Here is a 16,434-nt window from a genome sequence, read left to right on the forward strand (position 1 = left end):
CTCATTTACAGTAAGTAAACTCCGCTTTTTCGTCCGTTTTTGCCTTGTCTTGCCTGCCTCGCCTACGTTTTTCAACGGCCTGCTAGTGCCGCCTTACATCAGTCGCTTGCGTTCGCTGGAGGGCGCTATACCGAGAGACTCGCGGTACTTGGCAACTGTGCGGCGGGCTACTTGGATGCCCTGTGCTTCCAGTAAACCAGCGATCTTGCTGTCGCTCAACGGCTTTTTCGCATTTTCCGCGGCGACCAGTTTCTTGATGATGGCGCGGATCGCGGTGGACGAGCATTCGCCCCCTTCGGAGGTGCTGACGTGGCTGGAGAAGAAGTATTTCAGCTCGTAAATGCCCCGCGGCGTATGCATGAATTTCTGTGTGGTGACCCGCGAGATGGTCGACTCGTGCATGCCCACCGCTTCGGCGATATCGTGCAGCACCAGGGGCTTCATGGCTTCGTCGCCATAGTCGAGAAAGCCGCGTTGATGCTCGACGATCTGGGTAGCGACCTTCATCAGGGTTTCATTGCGACTTTGCAGGCTCTTGATAAACCAGCGCGCTTCCTGCAGCTGGTTGCGCATAAAAGTGTTGTCGGCACTGGAGTCGGCGCGTTTGACGAAGCCGGCATATTGCGGGTTGACCCGCAGGCGCGGCATGGCTTCCTGGTTCAGCTCCACCAGCCAGCGGTCGTTGTGTTTGCGCACGATGACGTCGGGTACCACATACTCGGGTTCGCTCGACTCGATCTGCGAGCCGGGGCGCGGATTAAGGCGCTGGATCAGTTCGATGACCTGCTTGAGCTCATCTTCCTTGAGCTTCATGCGGCGCATCAGTTGGCTGTAGTCGCGACCGCCGAGCAGGTCGAGGTAGTCGCTGGCCAGACGCTGTGCTTCGCTCAGCCAGGGGGTGTTGGCGGGTAGCTGGCGCAGTTGCAGAAGCAGGCACTCGCCCAGGTTGCGCGCGGCAATTCCTGCGGGTTCGAACTGCTGGATACGGTGCAGCACGGCCTCGATTTCATCCAGCTCGATATCCAGTTCCGGATCAAAGGCTTCCAGGACCTCTTCCAGGGTTTCTTCCAGATAACCCTGCTGGTTGATGCAGTCGATCAGGGTGACGGCAATCAGGCGGTCCTTGTCCGACATGGGGGCCAGGTTGAGCTGCCAGAGCAGGTGGCTGTGCAGGCTCTCGCCGCTGGAGGTGCGGGTGGTGAAGTCCCACTCATCGTCATCGTTGCTGCTACTGGGCAGGCTGCTGGCGCTGGTCTGGTAGATGTCTTCCCAGGCGGTGTCGACGGGCAGCTCGTTGGGAATGCGCTCGTTCCAGTCGCCGTCTTCCAGGTTGTCCACGGTCTGGGTGGTTTCCTGGTAGCTGGTTTCCTGGTACGGCTGCTCCTGTTGTTCGCCGGAGGCAGCGGCTTCCGCGCCGTCCGCCATGGGGTCCGTATTGTCGAAGTCGTCGCCGTCTTCCTGGCGTTCGAGCATCGGGTTGGTCTCCAGTGCTTCCTGGATTTCCTGTTGCAGGTCCAGGGTCGACAGTTGGAGGAGGCGTATTGCCTGTTGCAGCTGCGGTGTCATCGTCAGCTGCTGGCCCATTTTCAGGACTAGCGATGGTTTCATTGCAGACCTTAATTAACCGGCGCCTTTGCGCAATCCACTACAGAGCGCCGAAGCGCCACAAGGAAGCAAATTATATGCCTGAATTTGCGCTGTTTTTCCAGCGCGTGCAACCCTATCTCGGTGCGGCTTTAGCCTGAGTTGCCCGCGACCTTATGCCACTTCGGTTGAGTGGGGGCATCAAGCCTTGTCTGGTTACTTACAGGCGGAACTCATGTCCCAGATAGACTTCCTTGACCGTTTGATTGGCCAGGATGGCATCGGCGTTGCCCTCGGCGATCAGCTGGCCGTCGCTGACAATATAGGCGGTTTCGCAGATGTCCAGGGTTTCGCGGACATTGTGGTCGGTGATCAGAATGCCAATGCCTTTGGCTTTGAGGTGGTGAATGATCTGTTTGATATCACCGACCGAGATCGGGTCCACGCCGGCGAAGGGTTCGTCGAGGAGGATGAACTTGGGGTTGGTGGCGAGCGCGCGGGCAATTTCCACACGGCGTCGTTCGCCGCCGGACAGGCTCATGCCAAGATTGTCGCGGATATGGCTGATGTGGAATTCCTGCAACAGGTTTTCCAGCTCCTGGCGGCGCGCACTGCTGTCCAGATCCTTGCGCGTCTCGAGGATGGCCATGATGTTGTCGGCCACGGAAAGCTTGCGAAAGATTGAGGCTTCCTGAGGCAAATAGCCGATGCCGGCTTGGGCGCGGCCATGCATGGGTTTGTGGCTGACATCGAGGTCGTCGATCAGGATGCGGCCCTGGTCGGCCTGGACCAGACCAACAATCATGTAGAAGCAGGTGGTCTTGCCGGCACCGTTGGGGCCGAGCAGGCCGACGATCTGTCCGCTGTCGATACTCAGGCTGACGTCGCGAACCACCTGGCGACCTTTATAGCTCTTGGCCAGATGTTGGGCTTTCAATGTGGCCATGCTTACTCTGCCTGCTGATCGGCGGGTTTGTTCTTCGGCTGGATCACCATGTCGATACGCGGGCGGGGCGTGGACACATTGGTGCCCGTGGCGCGCCCGGCGTTGACGATCTGGCGGCGGGTGTCATAGACGATCTTCTCGCCCTCGAAGGTATTGCCTTCCTGGATCACCTTGGCCTGATCGATCAATACGATGCGCTCGTTGGCGGCAAAGTACTGGATGGTCAGGCCGTAGGCCTTGACGATCTGCTTGTCGGCAGCCGGCAGTTGCTCGTAGTAAGCGGGCTTGCCCACGGCGGTAAATACGTCAATGTCTCCCGAGGCGGTCTGGGTGATGGTGACGGTGTCGCCGGTAATCTTCAGTGTGCCCTGAGTGATGATGACGCCGCCGCGATAGACGGCCACGCCCTGCCTTTCGTCCAGCTCGGCACTGTCGGCCTGTATGCGGATGGGCTGGTCACGGTCCGATGGCAACGCCCATAGGCTGCTACTGAGCACTGCGGCGCCGAGGCCGAGTAGAAAGGGGAGGGTTTTAACGAGCCTCATGCTGACCTCTTACATTGGACAGCAGGTGCATCCTGCCATCATTCAAGTACGCTTTCATTCCTTGTGCCGTGGTCACCCCGTTGGCGGCGTCGATTCTAACGGCTTGCCGGGTCTGCGCATAATCCTTCTCGGGGAATACGGTCAAACGGGTTGTAGTAAGGATGGTCGGGCGACCCTTTTCATCAGTGCGATCAATTCGCACCTGGTCGATCAGCTCGACCTCGGCCCCGCCGGGAGAAATCTCGGCGCGTTCGCTTTTGATATTCCAGGGCAGTTCCTTGCCCCGGTACAGGGTCAGGCGCGGCTGGCTTACCAGTGTGATGTCGGTGGTCTGCAGGTGCTCGGTCCGCTCGGCTGTAACTCGGTAATGCACCGTGCCGTCGGCCATGTACTGCACGGTCGTGGTGTTTTGAGTATAGAAATCAACGGTATCCTGAGGTGTCACGGAACGGTTTTGCCCGGAAAGGTTGTCGGGGCTGATATTCCAGTAACCCAGTGCGGCCAGAAGCAGTGCGGCGCAGGCAAGAATGGCGATATTGAGCGGTTTGCGTAGCATCAGGGTGTCCTACAGGTAGGCGGCTTGAGCGGCTGCCAGGGTGCCCTGGGCCGTCATGATCAGTTCGCAAAACTCACGGGCGGCACCTTCACCGCCTCGGGCCTGGGTTACGCCGTGGGCGTGCTGGCGAACAAAGGCATCGGCGCTGGCTACGGCCATGCCCAGGCCAACCCGGCGAATCACGGGAAGGTCCGGCAGGTCGTCGCCGAGGTAGGCGACCTGGTCGTAGGAGATATCCAGTTCGGCGAGCAGTTCATCCAGTACCACCAGCTTGTCTTCGCGGCCCTGGTACAGGTGCTGGATACCCAGGTTCTGTGCGCGGCGTTCGACCACCGGGGTCTTGCGGCCGCTGATGATGGCGGTGCGCACTCCGGAGTTGATCAGCATCTTGATGCCGTGGCCGTCCAGGGTATTGAAGGTCTTGAATTCGCTGCCGTCCACCAGGAAGTAGAGCTTGCCGTCGGTGAGGACGCCGTCGACGTCGAAGATGGCCAGTTTTACCGCGCGGGCCCGTTGCTGCAGATCGTTGCTCATTACATGACTCCGGCGCGCAGCAGGTCGTGCATGTTGAGGGCGCCAACCGGGCGGTCCTCATCATCCACGACTACCAGGGCGCTGATCTTGTGGTCTTCCATGATTTTCAGGGCTTCGGCGGCAAGCATATCGGCGCGGGCGGTTTTGCCGTGGGGGGTCATGACCGCATCAATGCTGGCGTCGCGTACGTCGATGCCCTTGTCCAGGGCGCGGCGCAAATCGCCGTCGGTGAAGATGCCGGCCAGCGTGCCATCGGCTGCGGTGACTACGGTCATGCCCAGGCCCTTCTGGGTCATTTCCAGCAGGGCGTCGCGCAGCGAAGTGCCGCGTTGCACGCAGGGCAGGCTGGCGCCGCTGTGCATGACATTTTCCACCTTGAGCAGCAGGCGTCGGCCCAGGGCGCCGCCCGGGTGGGAGAAGGCAAAGTCTTCGGCGGTAAAGCCGCGGGCTTCCAGCAGTGCGATGGCCAGGGCATCGCCCAGCACCAGGGACACGGTGGTGGAGGAGGTCGGGGCCAGGTTCAGCGGGCAGGCCTCCTGGCTGACGCGGGCGTCCAAATTGACTTCGGCGGCCTTGGCCAGTGGCGAGTCAGGATTGCCGGTCATGCTGATCAGGGTGATGCCCAGGCGCTTGATCAGGGGCAGCAGGGTGACAATTTCATGGGTGGAGCCCGAGTTGGACAGGGCCAGTACCACATCGTCGCGGGTGATCATGCCCATATCGCCATGGCTGGCTTCGGCTGGATGTACGAAGAAGGCCGTGGTGCCGGTGCTGGCCAGGGTGGCGGCGATCTTATTGCCGATATGTCCGGACTTGCCCATGCCGACCACCACCACGCGGCCCTTGCTGGCCAGGAGGATTTCGCAAGCCCGCACGAAGTCACCATTGATACGGTCGAGCAGATCGTCAATGGCCTCGAGTTCGAGGCGGATGGTGCGCTGCGCGGACTGAATCAGTTCGTGGGACTGGCTCATAAGCTTGCTGAGGCCTGCATGGAAACTAAAGCCGCTGATTATAGCGGCAAAGCAGGGTGGGGTCGCCAGAGGATGTTGTGGGTGTCATCTATGGTTGCATCTTGGATATTGGGGGCGAAATGCCGCGGTGGTATAGTTCGCAGCCATTTTCGGCCAGCTTGCCGGCGCGGGTGCCCTTTTTTCATGGGTTTGCGTCTGACAGGCATGCTTTACACAAGGAGTCCGGATGAGCGCCGAAAACCCTTACGCTGTTGAACTGAAAGGCCTCAGCTTCAAGCGTGGTGAGCGGGATATTTTCAAGTCTGTCGATCTGTCCATTCTGCGCGGCAAGGTCACGGGCATCATGGGGCCCTCCGGTTGCGGCAAGACCACGCTATTGCGTCTGATCGCTGCCGAGCTCAAGCCGAGCCAGGGCGAGGTCTGGGTCAATGGGGTGAATCTGCCCACCCTGTCACGCGCCGAATTGTTCGATATGCGCAAGCAGATGGGCGTGCTGTTCCAGAGTGGTGCGCTGTTTACCGATCTTGATGTATTCGAGAACGTGGCCTTTCCGCTGCGGGTGCACACCAAGCTGCCGGAAGAAATGATCCGTGACATCGTGCTGATGAAGCTGCAGGCCGTGGGCCTGCGTGGCGCTGTCGAACTGATGCCCGATGAGCTGTCCGGCGGGATGAAGCGTCGTGTGGCCCTTGCCCGGGCCATCGCCCTGGATCCGCAGATTCTGATGTATGACGAACCCTTTGTCGGGCAGGACCCTATTGCCATGGGGGTGCTGGTGCGCCTGATCCGGCTGCTCAACGATGCCCTGGGGATCACCAGTATCGTGGTGTCCCATGATCTGGCCGAGACCGCCAGCATTGCCGACTACATCTACGTGGTGGGTGATACCCGCGTCCTCGGCCATGGCGCGCCGGATGAGCTGATGAGGTCCGAGGATCCGCGTATCCGCCAGTTTATGCAGGGTACCCCGGATGGGCCGGTGCCTTTCCATTATCCCGCGGCGAATTACCGCGACGACCTGTTGGGGCCGCGTTGATGCGTAGAACTTCGTTGCTTGAACGTGTGCGCCTGTTCGGTCGGGCGGGTATTGATGTGGTGGCCACCCTGGGCCGCTCGGTGTTGTTTTTGCTGCACTCGCTGTTGGGGCGTACGGCGACCGGCAATGGGTTTCAGCTACTGGTCAAGCAGCTCTATGCGGTGGGGGTGATGTCCCTGGCGATTATCGTCGTGTCCGGTGTGTTTATCGGCATGGTGCTGTCGTTGCAGGGTTACAGCATTCTCAGTCAGTACGGTTCCGAACAGGCCGTGGGGCAGATGGTGGCCCTGACCCTGCTGCGCGAGTTGGGGCCGGTGGTGACCGCGCTGCTTTTCGCGGGGCGCGCCGGTTCGGCGTTGACGGCCGAGATCGGCAATATGAAGTCCACCGAGCAGCTGTCCAGCCTGGCGATGATCGGCGTCGATCCGCTCAAGTACATTGTCGCGCCGCGCCTGTGGGCCGGCTTTATTTCCATGCCTCTGCTGGCGGCGATCTTCAGTGTGGTGGGCATCTGGGGCGGGGCCATGGTCGCCATCGACTGGCTCGGGGTCTACGAAGGCTCGTTCTGGGCCAATATGCAGAACAGCGTGTCCTTTCGTGAAGATGTACTTAACGGGGTCATCAAGAGTGTGGTGTTTGCCTTTGTCGTGACCTGGATTGCGGTGTTCCAGGGTTATGACTGCGAGCCCACTTCGGAGGGCATCAGCAAGGCGACCACCCGTACCGTCGTATATGCCTCGCTGGCTGTGCTGGGGCTGGACTTTATTCTGACTGCTTTGATGTTTGGAGATTTCTGATGCAGAACCGCACGCTGGAGATTGGTGTCGGCTTGTTCCTGCTGGCCGGGGTGTTGGCCTTGTTGTTGTTGGCCCTGCGCGTCAGCGGCCTGACTCTGGGGGCGGGGGAGGGTAGCTACAAGGTCTATGCCCACTTCGACAATATTGCCGGCCTGACCGTGCGCTCCAAGGTCACCATGGCCGGTGTCACCATTGGTCGGGTCACCGCCATCGACCTGGATCGCGACAGCTACACCGGGCGCGTCACCATGCTGCTGAACCAGGAAGTGGACAACCTGCCGGAAGACTCCACGGCCTCGATTCTCACCGCCGGTCTGCTCGGGGAGAAATACATCGGTATCAGTGTCGGAGGTGAAGAGGCGGTGTTGAGTGACGGCAGCGTCATTCACGACACCCAGTCCTCCCTGGTGCTGGAAGACCTGATCGGTAAATTCCTGCTCAATTCGGTCAATAAAGAATAAGTCGTCCCTTTGGAGTGTCGAACATGATCAAGATGCTGCGTTCTATTGCCGCGCTGTGCCTGGCCGCTGTGTTGGCGGCCCCGGCACTGGCTACGCCAGCCGCCCATGAGGTGGTGCAGCAGACCACCAGCAAGCTGCTGGAAGATCTGCAGGCCAATAAGGAACAGTACCGCAGTGATCCGGCGGCCTTTTATGCTGCGCTGGATCGTATTCTCGGCCCGGTGGTGGATGTCGAGGGCATTGCCCGGGGCGTGATGACCGTGCGCTATTCGCGTCAGGCCAGTGCTGAGCAGTTGGGGCGTTTCGAGGAGAACTTCAAGCAGAGCCTGATGCAGTTCTATGGCAATGCCCTGCTCGAATACAACAACCAGGACATTCGTGTGCTGCCGGCCGCGGGTCAGCAGGATCCGCAGCGCACAGCGGTGAATATGGAGATCACCGACGGCAATGGCGCCGTTTACCCCCTGTCCTACACCATGGTGTTGCAGGACGGCAGCTGGAAGATGCGTAACGTGATCATCAACGGCATCAATATCGGCAAGCTGTTTCGCGATCAGTTCGCCCAGTCCATGCAGAACAATCGCAACGACCTGAACAAGGTGATCGACACCTGGAGCGACACCGTGGCCCGTGCCCGCCAGGGAGACGGCCAGTCGTGAGCGGGGCGCAGATAGTCGAGGCTGAAGCCGGTGTGCTGCAGCTTCGCGGGGTGCTTGATCATGTCAGTGCGCCTGCCGTGCGTGAGCAGGGTGGGCGACTGATCAGGCAGCTCGCCCAGTCCAGCTGTGTGATCGATTGTGCGGCGGTGGAGAAGTCCAGCAGCGTCGGCCTGTCACTGCTGCTGGCGCTGATGCGCGATGCCCAGGCCGCAGGCAAGCAGCTGCAAGTATGCGGTTTGCCCGAGGATATGCGGGAAATTGCCAGCGTATCCGGTTTGCTTGAGCTTCTGCCGCTCGGCAATTGACGGGTTGTCAGGCGGATTCGCCGGAGGCAGCCTTTTTTTGTATGATGCGCGGCTCGCGAGCGTTGCCATCGCCGCCGTTAATCCATGCATTGATCGAGGTTGAGCATGCAGGCTATAGAAGTTAAGAACCTCCTGGAGGCCAAGCTGGCCAACACCCAGGTGGAAGTTGAAGGCGAGGGCTGCAACTTCCAGCTCAATCTGATCGGCGATGAACTGGCTGCCCTGAGCGCGGTCAAGCGTCAGCAGCAGGTCTATGCTCACCTGAACCCCTGGATTGCCGATGGCAGCATCCATGCGGTGACTATGAAATTCTTCAGCCGCGCCGATTGGGCTGCGCGCTCCTAAGGCGACGAGATATCCATGGATAAACTGATGATTACCGGCGGTGTTCGCCTCGATGGCGAAATCCGCATTTCCGGGGCGAAGAACTCTGCCCTGCCGATTCTCGCCGCCACCCTGCTGGGCGACGCGCCTGTCACCATCTGCAACCTGCCGCACCTGCATGACATCACCACCATGATCGAGCTGTTCGGCCGTATGGGCATCGAGCCGATCATCGACGAAAAGCTCAGCGTGGAAGTGGATGCCCGGGCGATCAAGACCCTGGTCGCACCCTACGAGCTGGTGAAGACCATGCGCGCCTCGATCCTGGTACTCGGCCCCATGGTGGCCCGCTTCGGCGAGGCCGAAGTGGCCCTGCCTGGCGGTTGCGCCATCGGTTCGCGTCCGGTTGATCTGCACATTCGCGGTCTGGAGGCCATGGGCGCGATCATTGATGTCGAAGCTGGCTATATCAAGGCCAAGGCGCCGGAAGGTGGTCTGCGTGGCGCGCATTTCTTCTTCGATACGGTCAGCGTGACCGGCACCGAGAACATCATGATGGCCGCCACCCTGGCCAAGGGCCGCAGCGTGCTGGAAAACGCCGCCCGCGAGCCGGAAGTGGTCGACCTGGCCAACTGCCTGATCGCCATGGGCGCGAAAATCAGCGGTGCCGGCACCGATACCATCACCATCGACGGTGTCGAGCGCCTGCACGGTGCGCGTTTCAGCGTCATGCCGGACCGTATCGAGACCGGTACCTACCTGGTGGCGGCAGCGGCCACCGGTGGCCGGGTCAAGGTCAAGGATACCGATCCCACCACCCTTGAGGCGGTGCTGAGCAAGCTGCAGGAAGCCGGTGCGGAAGTTACCTGTGGCAGTGACTGGATCGAACTGGACATGAAGGGCAAGCGGCCCAAGGCCGTCAACCTGCGTACCGCACCCTATCCGGCATTCCCCACCGATATGCAGGCGCAGTTTATTGCCCTCAACGCCATTGCCGAGGGCACCGGCACGGTGATCGAAACCGTGTTCGAAAACCGCTTTATGCATGTGTATGAAATGACCCGCATGGGCGCGCAGATCCAGGTCGAAGGCAACACCGCCATCGTCACCGGGGTCGACAAGCTCAAGGGTGCGCCAGTCATGGCCACCGACCTGCGTGCCTCGGCCAGTCTGGTGATTGCTGCCCTGGTGGCCGAAGGCGATACCCTGATCGACCGCATCTACCACATCGATCGGGGCTACGAGTGCATCGAGGAGAAGCTGCAGTTGCTGGGGGCGAAGATTCGCCGGGTGCCGGGTTAAGACCATGCTGACAATCGCTCTTTCCAAAGGCCGGATTCTTGATGACACCCTGCCGCTGCTGGCGGCGGCCGGTATCGAACCGACCGAGAACCCGGATAAAAGCCGCAAGCTGATCATTCCCACTACCCTGGACGATGTGCGCCTGCTGATCGTGCGTGCTACCGATGTGCCGACCTATGTCGAGCACGGTGCGGCCGACCTCGGTGTGGCCGGCAAGGACGTGCTGATGGAGTACGGTGGCCAGGGCCTGTATGAGCCGCTGGACCTGCGTATTGCCCGCTGCAAGCTGATGACCGCCGGCAAGGTTGGTGCGCCGGAGCCCAAGGGGCGCCTGCGCGTGGCCACCAAGTTCGTCAATGTGGCCAAGCGTTATTACGCCGAGCAGGGCCGTCAGGTCGATATCATCAAACTGTACGGCTCCATGGAGCTGGCGCCGCTGGTGGGCCTGGCCGACAAGATCATCGACGTGGTTGATACCGGCAACACCCTGCGTGCCAACGGTCTGGAAGCCCAGGAGCTGATCGCCACCATCAGCTCGCGGCTGATCGTCAACAAGGCGTCGATGAAAATGCAGCACGGCCGTATCCAGGCGCTGATCGACACCCTGCGCGATGCGGTCGAGGCGCGACACCCCCGCTGAGTCTGAAGGCCGCCCCGTGCGGCCTAGCCTATCCGCGTTATAGCCAAAATTCTCAGGTGCCCGCGCGGAGTGGTTGTTACTCTACGGGCGCTTGAGCATTTGCCAATTTAAGAGGCCCGCTATGACCGCTCCTATCGCTATCCGTCGACTCAATGCCGCTGACCAGGACTTTGCCCAGCATCTGGATCATCTGCTGAGCTGGGAAAGCGTCTCGGATGATGCGGTCAACCAGCGCGTGCTGGATATCATCCAGGCTGTGCGTGAGCGCGGCGATGCCGCCCTGGTCGAGTTGACCAAGCAGTTCGACGGCCTGGACGTCGCCTCCATGGCCGATCTGATCCTGCCGCGCGAGCGTCTGGAACTGGCCCTGACCCGCATTACCGCCGAGCAGCGCAGCGCCCTGGAAAAGGCCGCCGAGCGCGTGCGCCTGTACCACGAGCGGCAGAAGCAGGATTCCTGGACCTACACCGAGGCCGACGGCACGGTGCTGGGGCAGAAGGTCACCCCGCTGGATCGCGCCGGCCTCTATGTACCGGGCGGCAAGGCCTCCTATCCGTCTTCGGTGCTGATGAACGCCATCCCGGCCAAGGTGGCTGGCGTGCCGGAAGTGGTGATGGTGGTGCCGACCCCCCGTGGCGAGATTAACGAGATCGTCCTGGCTGCTGCCTGCATCGCCGGCGTCGACCGCGTCTTCACCATTGGCGGCGCTCAGGCCGTGGCCGCGCTGGCCTACGGCACCGAGAGCGTGCCGCCAGTGGACAAGATCGTCGGCCCCGGCAATATCTATGTGGCCACCGCCAAGCGCCACGTGTTCGGCAAGGTCGGCATCGATATGATCGCCGGGCCGTCGGAGATTCTCGTGGTCTGTGATGGTCAGACCGATCCGGACTGGATCGCCATGGACCTGTTCTCCCAGGCCGAGCACGACGAAGACGCCCAGTCGATTCTGGTCAGCCCTGATGCCGCCTTCCTTGATCGCGTAGCGGAAAGCATCGCCAAACTGCTGCCGACCCTGGAGCGTGAAAGCATTGCCCGTACGTCTCTGGAAGGCCGCGGCGCGCTGATCCAGGTGGCCGATATGGCCCAGGCCATCGAGGTGGCCAACCGTATCGCGCCGGAGCACCTGGAGCTGTCGGTGGAAAAACCCGAGCAGGTCCTGCCGCTGATCCGCCATGCCGGCGCGATCTTTATGGGCCGCTACACCGCCGAAGCCCTGGGCGATTACTGTGCCGGCCCCAACCACGTGCTGCCAACTTCCGGCACCGCGCGATACTCCTCGCCGCTGGGGGTATATGACTTCCAGAAACGCTCGTCGATCATTCATTGTTCGGCCGAGGGCGCGTCCGAGCTGGGCAAGGTGGCCAGTGTACTGGCCCGCGGCGAGTCGCTGACCGCCCATGCCCGCAGCGCCGAATACCGCATCAAGCCCTGAGGGCTGTTTGTAGGGTGGACAACGCTGTGCTTGTCCACCGCTTTGCCCGGTGAAAAACGCTTCGCGGATTTCACCCTACACAAACCGAAAGATTCGAGGAGAGAAGGGCAGATGAGCAAATTCTGGAGCCCCTTCGTCAAGGACCTGGTGCCCTATGTGCCGGGTGAGCAGCCGAAACTGGCCAAGCTGGTCAAGCTCAACACCAATGAAAACCCCTATGGGCCCTCGCCCAAGGCCATCGCGGCCATGCAGGCCGAGGTCAATGACAACCTGCGCCTGTACCCGGACCCCAATAGCGACCGCCTGAAGCAGGCGGTGGCTGACTATTACGGCGTGCAGACCAACCAGGTGTTCGTTGGCAACGGTTCCGACGAGGTACTGGCCCATGCCTTCCATGGCTTGTTCCAGCATGGCCAGCCGCTGTTGTTCCCGGATATCAGCTACAGCTTCTACCCGGTCTACTGCGGCCTGTATGGCATCGATTTTGTGCAGGTGCCGCTGGATAAGCAGTTCCGGATTAGCGTGGAAGACTACGTGCGGCCCAATGGTGGCATTATCTTCCCCAACCCGAACGCGCCGACCGGCTGCGTGCTGGCGCTGGATGCGATTGAGCGTTTGCTCAAGGCCAATCCCGACAGTGTGGTGCTGGTGGATGAGGCCTATATCGATTTTGGCGGCGAGACCGCCATCAGTCTGGTGGACCAATACCCCAACCTGCTGGTGACCCAGACCCTGTCCAAGTCGCGCTCCCTGGCTGGTCTGCGGGTCGGCCTGGCGGTGGGGCATCCAGATCTGATCGAGGCCCTGGAGCGAATCAAGAACAGCTTCAACTCCTACCCGCTGGATCGCATCGCCATTGCCGGCGCGGCGGCGGCGTTCGAGGACAGGACCTACTTTGAGCAGACCTGTCAGAAGGTGATCGACAGTCGTGAGGCCGTGGTGACCGGGCTGCAGAAGCTGGGCTTCGAAGTGCTGCCGTCTGCTGCCAACTTCGTCTTCGCCCGCCACCCGGATAAGGATGCCGCGACCCTGGCGGCTGGGCTGCGTGAACAGGGGGTGATCGTGCGTCACTTCAAGCAGCAACGCATTGCCCAGTTCCTGCGTCTAACCATCGGCACGCCGGAGCAGAACCAGGCGCTGCTGGATGCCCTTCAGGGCCTGTAAGGGTCGTTCGTGACATAAAAAACCGCAGCCTGGCTGCGGTTTTTTATGTCGGCTAATCAGCTGCCGTTGACGGGCGGTCTTACGCCAATTTCGGCGCTCAGTTCCATCGGCTGTCCGCCGCGCATGATCTCGATGCGAATCTGCTGGCCGGGTTTGGCCCGGGCCACCTGGTTCATCGAACGGCGTCCGTCGCTGGCTGGCTCACCATCAATGCGCAGGATCAGATCGCCCGGCTGCAGGCCGGCCTTCTGTGCCGGGCCACCGCGGTAGATGCCGGCCACGACGATGCCGGGGCGGCCTTCCAGGCCGAAGGACTCGGCCAGCTCCGGGGTCAAGGGTTGCACTTCGATGCCCAGCCAGCCGCGAATCACCTGGCCATGCTCGATGATCGCCTGCATCACTTCCAGGGCCAGCTTGGTCGGGATGGCGAAGCCAATCCCCTGGGAGCCGCCGGACTTGGAGAAAATCGCAGTGTTGATCCCCACCAGATTACCGTAGGCATCCACCAGGGCGCCGCCGGAGTTGCCGGGGTTGATCGCCGCGTCGGTCTGGATAAAGTCCTCGTAGGTGTTCAGACCCAGCTGGTTGCGCCCGGTGGCGCTGATAATACCCATGGTCACGGTCTGACCGACACCGAAGGGGTTGCCGATGGCCAGGGTGACGTCGCCGATATTGATAGTGTCCGAGCGCCCCAGGGTGATCGCCGGCAGGTTGCCGATATCGATCTTGAGCACCGCCAGATCGGTCTCCGGGTCGCTGCCGATGATCCGTGCCAGGGTTTCGCGGCCATCCTTGAGGGCCACCACAATCTGGTCGGCGCCTGCCACCACATGGTTATTGGTCAGCAGGTAGCCTTCCGGGCTCATGATCACCGCCGACCCCAGGCTGGACTCCATGCGCTGCTGGCGTGGCAGGTTGTCACCGAAGAAGCGGCGAAACTGTGGGTCCTCGAACAGCGGGTGGCTGGGTTTGCTGACGAACTTGGTGGTGTACAGGTTGGCCACGGCGGGGGAGGCCAGATTCACCGCCTCGGCGTAGGACACCGGGCCTTCCTGCATGCGGCTGTAGAACGGCGCCTGGCGCAGATGCACATCCTGCCCTGGCAGCCCGACCCATTGCGGGAAGTACTGCATCAGCAGCAGGGCCAGTAGCACGCCGGCCAGCAGGGGCCAGCCGAGGAAACGCAGGGCCTGGAACATCACTCGAATCCTGAGGGTTGCGGGGGCTGGGGCAGCCCCTTAAGGTGCGCCATTATAGAGGCTCGCCGAGCAATAAATCAGCGACCTGCAACCGCTCTTGAGGAATCACGCATGGCCATCGCCCTGGCAGCCCTGGTGGAAGAAGCCGACCGCTATCTGAATGCGGCCCGTATCAACGATTACTGCCCCAACGGCCTGCAGGTCGAGGGGCGGCCCCAGGTGCTGCGTATTGTCAGTGGCGTGACGGCCAGTCAGGCCCTGATCGAGGCAGCGGTGGAGGCCGAGGCCGATGTGCTGCTGGTGCACCATGGCTATTTCTGGAAAGGCGAAAACCCCTGTATCACCGGCATGAAGCAGCGCCGGCTGAAAACCCTGCTGGCCAACGATATCAGCCTGCTGGCCTACCACCTGCCGCTGGATGTGCACCCGGAGGTGGGCAACAACGTGCAGCTGGCCGCTCAGCTGGGGATCACCGTTGAGGGGGAGCTTGAGCCGGACAACCCGCGTACCGTGGGTCTGGTCGGCTCTCTGGATGAGGCCATGAGTGCGCGTGACTTTGCCCATCGCGTGCATGAGGTGCTCGGCCGTGAGCCGCTGCTGGTGGACGGGGGCGAGGTGATCCGCCGGGTCGGCTGGTGTACGGGCGGTGGCCAGGGCTATATCGATCAGGCTGTTGCCGCCGGTGTCGACCTGTATCTGACCGGCGAGGCCTCCGAGCAGACCTTCCATAGTGCGCGGGAAAACGGCATCAGCTTTATCGCCGCCGGCCACCATGCCACCGAACGTTACGGGGTGCAGGCCCTGGGCGATTACCTGGCGCGGCGCTTTGCCATCGAGCATCTGTTTATCGATTGCCCCAACCCCATCTGAAGCGGGTTGCAGGTCAGAATCATGGCTATAAAGCTAGATCTTTTCGATCTAACTGGCCTCCTGATTAGAAGCGGGGGCTGTGCTAGAGTGCGCCCTCGTCCTGGGGTCTGCTGTCGCCTGTGATTTGTCATGCGACCACTCAGACCCTGGCTGCCGGCCCAATTCTGAACGCAATACGTGAGTAGCCATGCTCGATAAACTGACCCACCTGAAGCAGCTGGAGGCGGAAAGTATCCACATCATTCGTGAAGTGGCCGCCGAATTCGACAACCCGGTGATGCTCTATTCCATCGGCAAGGACTCCGCCGTGATGCTGCATCTGGCGCGCAAGGCCTTCTTCCCTGGCAAGCTGCCGTTCCCGGTGCTGCACGTGGATACGCGCTGGAAGTTTCAGGAGATGTATCGCTTCCGCGAGAAGATGGTCAGCGAATATGGCCTGGACCTGCTCACCCATATCAATCCTGATGGCGTCGCTCAGGACATGAACCCCTTCACCTACGGCAGTGCCAAGCACACCGACGTGATGAAGACCGAGGGTCTCAAGCAGGCGCTGGACAAGTACGGCTTCGATGCCGCCTTTGGTGGCGCGCGCCGCGACGAGGAAAAGTCCAGGGCCAAGGAGCGCGTCTACTCCTTCCGTGACAGCAAGCATCGCTGGGACCCGAAGAACCAGCGTCCCGAGCTGTGGAACGTCTATAACGGCAAGGTCAAGAAGGGCGAGTCGATCCGCGTGTTCCCGCTGTCCAACTGGACCGAGCTGGACATCTGGCAGTACATCTACCTGGAGCAGATCCCGATCGTGCCGCTGTACTTCGCCGCCGAGCGCGAAGTGATCGAGAAGAACGGCACCCTGATCATGATCGACGACGAGCGCATCCTTGAGCACCTGTCGGACGAAGAAAAGGCCCGCATCACCAAGAAGATGGTGCGTTTCCGCACCCTCGGTTGCTACCCGCTGACCGGCGCCGTGGAGTCCACCGCCACCACGCTGCCGGAAATCATCCAGGAAATGCTGCTGACCCGCACCAGCGAGCGTCAGGGCCGGGTGATCGATCATGATCAGGCCGGGTCGATGGAAGAGAAGAAACGTCAGGGGTACTTTTAAG

The 16,434-nt window shown here is 61.3% G+C and carries 19 protein-coding genes; 12 read left to right on the forward strand and 7 right to left on the reverse strand.

Annotation, left to right across the window (positions count from 1 at the left end):
• Positions 1-93 precede the first annotated feature (93 nt).
• From GJV18_RS05360 to GJV18_RS05385, 6 genes are all read right to left on the reverse strand, one after another.
• Positions 94-1,608 carry an RNA polymerase factor sigma-54 gene (locus tag GJV18_RS05360; RefSeq protein WP_160343672.1) on the reverse strand — a complete coding sequence of 505 codons (1,515 nt, stop codon included), beginning with the start codon at positions 1,606-1,608 and terminating at the stop codon, positions 94-96.
• A 196-nt stretch (positions 1,609-1,804) separates the two neighbouring features.
• Positions 1,805-2,530 carry an LPS export ABC transporter ATP-binding protein gene (gene lptB, locus GJV18_RS05365; protein WP_160343673.1) on the reverse strand — a complete coding sequence of 242 codons (726 nt, stop codon included), beginning with the start codon at positions 2,528-2,530 and terminating at the stop codon, positions 1,805-1,807.
• Positions 2,531-2,532: 2 nt separating this feature from the next.
• A complete protein-coding gene (lptA, locus tag GJV18_RS05370) occupies positions 2,533-3,075 on the reverse strand; it encodes a lipopolysaccharide transport periplasmic protein LptA (RefSeq protein ID WP_160343674.1) in 543 nt (180 codons plus the stop codon).
• Complete coding sequence (gene lptC / locus GJV18_RS05375; RefSeq protein ID WP_160343675.1) at positions 3,062-3,631, reverse strand: LPS export ABC transporter periplasmic protein LptC; 570 nt, start codon at positions 3,629-3,631, stop codon at positions 3,062-3,064. Before lptC ends, lptA begins: the two co-directional genes overlap by 14 nt.
• Positions 3,632-3,640: 9 nt before the next feature.
• Positions 3,641-4,165, reverse strand: a complete 525-nt coding sequence (locus GJV18_RS05380; protein WP_160343676.1) for a KdsC family phosphatase — start codon at positions 4,163-4,165, stop codon at positions 3,641-3,643.
• Complete coding sequence (locus GJV18_RS05385; RefSeq protein ID WP_160343677.1) at positions 4,165-5,139, reverse strand: KpsF/GutQ family sugar-phosphate isomerase; 975 nt, start codon at positions 5,137-5,139, stop codon at positions 4,165-4,167. The genes GJV18_RS05380 and GJV18_RS05385 overlap by 1 nt, the downstream gene beginning before the upstream one ends.
• A gap of 226 nt (positions 5,140-5,365) precedes the next feature.
• Here GJV18_RS05385 and GJV18_RS05390 point away from each other — a divergent pair, with 226 nt between their 5' ends.
• The 10 genes from GJV18_RS05390 to hisC all read left to right on the forward strand — a co-directional run bounded on the left by GJV18_RS05390 (position 5,366) and on the right by hisC (position 13,259).
• Positions 5,366-6,175, forward strand: a complete 810-nt coding sequence (locus GJV18_RS05390) for an ATP-binding cassette domain-containing protein (protein WP_160343678.1) — start codon at positions 5,366-5,368, stop codon at positions 6,173-6,175.
• On the forward strand, positions 6,175-6,972 hold the full coding sequence (mlaE, locus tag GJV18_RS05395; RefSeq protein ID WP_160343679.1) for a lipid asymmetry maintenance ABC transporter permease subunit MlaE: 798 nt from the start codon (positions 6,175-6,177) through the stop codon (positions 6,970-6,972). Before GJV18_RS05390 ends, mlaE begins: the two co-directional genes overlap by 1 nt.
• Positions 6,972-7,433, forward strand: coding sequence for an outer membrane lipid asymmetry maintenance protein MlaD (mlaD, locus tag GJV18_RS05400; protein ID WP_160343680.1), 462 nt, complete (start codon positions 6,972-6,974; stop codon positions 7,431-7,433). The genes mlaE and mlaD overlap by 1 nt, the downstream gene beginning before the upstream one ends.
• A gap of 23 nt (positions 7,434-7,456) precedes the next feature.
• Positions 7,457-8,092, forward strand: a complete 636-nt coding sequence (locus GJV18_RS05405) for an MlaC/ttg2D family ABC transporter substrate-binding protein (protein ID WP_160343681.1) — start codon at positions 7,457-7,459, stop codon at positions 8,090-8,092.
• Positions 8,089-8,397, forward strand: a complete 309-nt coding sequence (locus tag GJV18_RS05410) for an STAS domain-containing protein (protein WP_160343682.1) — start codon at positions 8,089-8,091, stop codon at positions 8,395-8,397. The genes GJV18_RS05405 and GJV18_RS05410 overlap by 4 nt, the downstream gene beginning before the upstream one ends.
• Positions 8,398-8,502: 105 nt before the next feature.
• Positions 8,503-8,742 carry a BolA family protein gene (locus GJV18_RS05415; protein WP_160343683.1) on the forward strand — a complete coding sequence of 80 codons (240 nt, stop codon included), beginning with the start codon at positions 8,503-8,505 and terminating at the stop codon, positions 8,740-8,742.
• 15 nt (positions 8,743-8,757) lie between these two features.
• Positions 8,758-10,023 carry a UDP-N-acetylglucosamine 1-carboxyvinyltransferase gene (murA, locus tag GJV18_RS05420; RefSeq protein WP_160343684.1) on the forward strand — a complete coding sequence of 422 codons (1,266 nt, stop codon included), beginning with the start codon at positions 8,758-8,760 and terminating at the stop codon, positions 10,021-10,023.
• A 4-nt stretch (positions 10,024-10,027) separates the two neighbouring features.
• Positions 10,028-10,663 carry an ATP phosphoribosyltransferase gene (gene hisG, locus GJV18_RS05425; RefSeq protein WP_160343685.1) on the forward strand — a complete coding sequence of 212 codons (636 nt, stop codon included), beginning with the start codon at positions 10,028-10,030 and terminating at the stop codon, positions 10,661-10,663.
• Positions 10,664-10,784: 121 nt separating this feature from the next.
• Positions 10,785-12,095, forward strand: a complete 1,311-nt coding sequence (hisD, locus tag GJV18_RS05430) for a histidinol dehydrogenase (RefSeq protein WP_160343686.1) — start codon at positions 10,785-10,787, stop codon at positions 12,093-12,095.
• Between the two features lie 111 nt (positions 12,096-12,206).
• Positions 12,207-13,259: a histidinol-phosphate transaminase gene (gene hisC, locus GJV18_RS05435; RefSeq protein WP_160343687.1), complete on the forward strand. Its 1,053-nt coding sequence runs from the start codon at positions 12,207-12,209 to the stop codon at positions 13,257-13,259.
• Between the two features lie 56 nt (positions 13,260-13,315).
• Here the strand turns inward: hisC and algW are convergent, their stop codons facing one another.
• Complete coding sequence (gene algW / locus GJV18_RS05440) at positions 13,316-14,458, reverse strand: Do family serine endopeptidase AlgW (RefSeq protein ID WP_160343688.1); 1,143 nt, start codon at positions 14,456-14,458, stop codon at positions 13,316-13,318.
• A 111-nt stretch (positions 14,459-14,569) separates the two neighbouring features.
• Between algW and GJV18_RS05445 the strand changes: the two genes are divergently transcribed.
• On the forward strand, positions 14,570-15,328 hold the full coding sequence (locus GJV18_RS05445) for a Nif3-like dinuclear metal center hexameric protein (RefSeq protein WP_160343689.1): 759 nt from the start codon (positions 14,570-14,572) through the stop codon (positions 15,326-15,328).
• Positions 15,329-15,515: 187 nt separating this feature from the next.
• Positions 15,516-16,433 (forward strand): sulfate adenylyltransferase subunit CysD, encoded by a 918-nt coding sequence (gene cysD, locus GJV18_RS05450; protein WP_093985887.1) that lies wholly within the window; start codon positions 15,516-15,518, stop codon positions 16,431-16,433.
• The last annotated feature ends 1 nt before the right edge of the window (position 16,434 follow it).

Source organism: Pseudomonas xionganensis (assembly GCF_009763245.1).
Lineage (GTDB): Bacteria > Pseudomonadota > Gammaproteobacteria > Pseudomonadales > Pseudomonadaceae > Aquipseudomonas > Aquipseudomonas xionganensis.

Excerpts from the sequence above, each read along its gene's own strand:
- GJV18_RS05360 (WP_160343672.1), bottom strand. The coding sequence starts at position 1,608 with ATGAAACCATCGCTAGTCCTGAAAATGGGCCAGCAGCTGACGATGACA.
- lptB (WP_160343673.1), bottom strand. The coding sequence starts at position 2,530 with ATGGCCACATTGAAAGCCCAACATCTGGCCAAGAGCTATAAAGGTCGC.
- lptA (WP_160343674.1), bottom strand. The coding sequence starts at position 3,075 with ATGAGGCTCGTTAAAACCCTCCCCTTTCTACTCGGCCTCGGCGCCGCA.
- lptC (WP_160343675.1), bottom strand. The coding sequence starts at position 3,631 with ATGCTACGCAAACCGCTCAATATCGCCATTCTTGCCTGCGCCGCACTG.
- GJV18_RS05380 (WP_160343676.1), bottom strand. The coding sequence starts at position 4,165 with ATGAGCAACGATCTGCAGCAACGGGCCCGCGCGGTAAAACTGGCCATC.
- GJV18_RS05385 (WP_160343677.1), bottom strand. The coding sequence starts at position 5,139 with ATGAGCCAGTCCCACGAACTGATTCAGTCCGCGCAGCGCACCATCCGC.
- GJV18_RS05390 (WP_160343678.1), top strand. The coding sequence starts at position 5,366 with ATGAGCGCCGAAAACCCTTACGCTGTTGAACTGAAAGGCCTCAGCTTC.
- mlaE (WP_160343679.1), top strand. The coding sequence starts at position 6,175 with ATGCGTAGAACTTCGTTGCTTGAACGTGTGCGCCTGTTCGGTCGGGCG.
- mlaD (WP_160343680.1), top strand. The coding sequence starts at position 6,972 with ATGCAGAACCGCACGCTGGAGATTGGTGTCGGCTTGTTCCTGCTGGCC.
- GJV18_RS05405 (WP_160343681.1), top strand. The coding sequence starts at position 7,457 with ATGATCAAGATGCTGCGTTCTATTGCCGCGCTGTGCCTGGCCGCTGTG.
- GJV18_RS05415 (WP_160343683.1), top strand. The coding sequence starts at position 8,503 with ATGCAGGCTATAGAAGTTAAGAACCTCCTGGAGGCCAAGCTGGCCAAC.
- murA (WP_160343684.1), top strand. The coding sequence starts at position 8,758 with ATGGATAAACTGATGATTACCGGCGGTGTTCGCCTCGATGGCGAAATC.
- hisG (WP_160343685.1), top strand. The coding sequence starts at position 10,028 with ATGCTGACAATCGCTCTTTCCAAAGGCCGGATTCTTGATGACACCCTG.
- hisD (WP_160343686.1), top strand. The coding sequence starts at position 10,785 with ATGACCGCTCCTATCGCTATCCGTCGACTCAATGCCGCTGACCAGGAC.
- hisC (WP_160343687.1), top strand. The coding sequence starts at position 12,207 with ATGAGCAAATTCTGGAGCCCCTTCGTCAAGGACCTGGTGCCCTATGTG.
- algW (WP_160343688.1), bottom strand. The coding sequence starts at position 14,458 with ATGTTCCAGGCCCTGCGTTTCCTCGGCTGGCCCCTGCTGGCCGGCGTG.
- GJV18_RS05445 (WP_160343689.1), top strand. The coding sequence starts at position 14,570 with ATGGCCATCGCCCTGGCAGCCCTGGTGGAAGAAGCCGACCGCTATCTG.
- cysD (WP_093985887.1), top strand. The coding sequence starts at position 15,516 with ATGCTCGATAAACTGACCCACCTGAAGCAGCTGGAGGCGGAAAGTATC.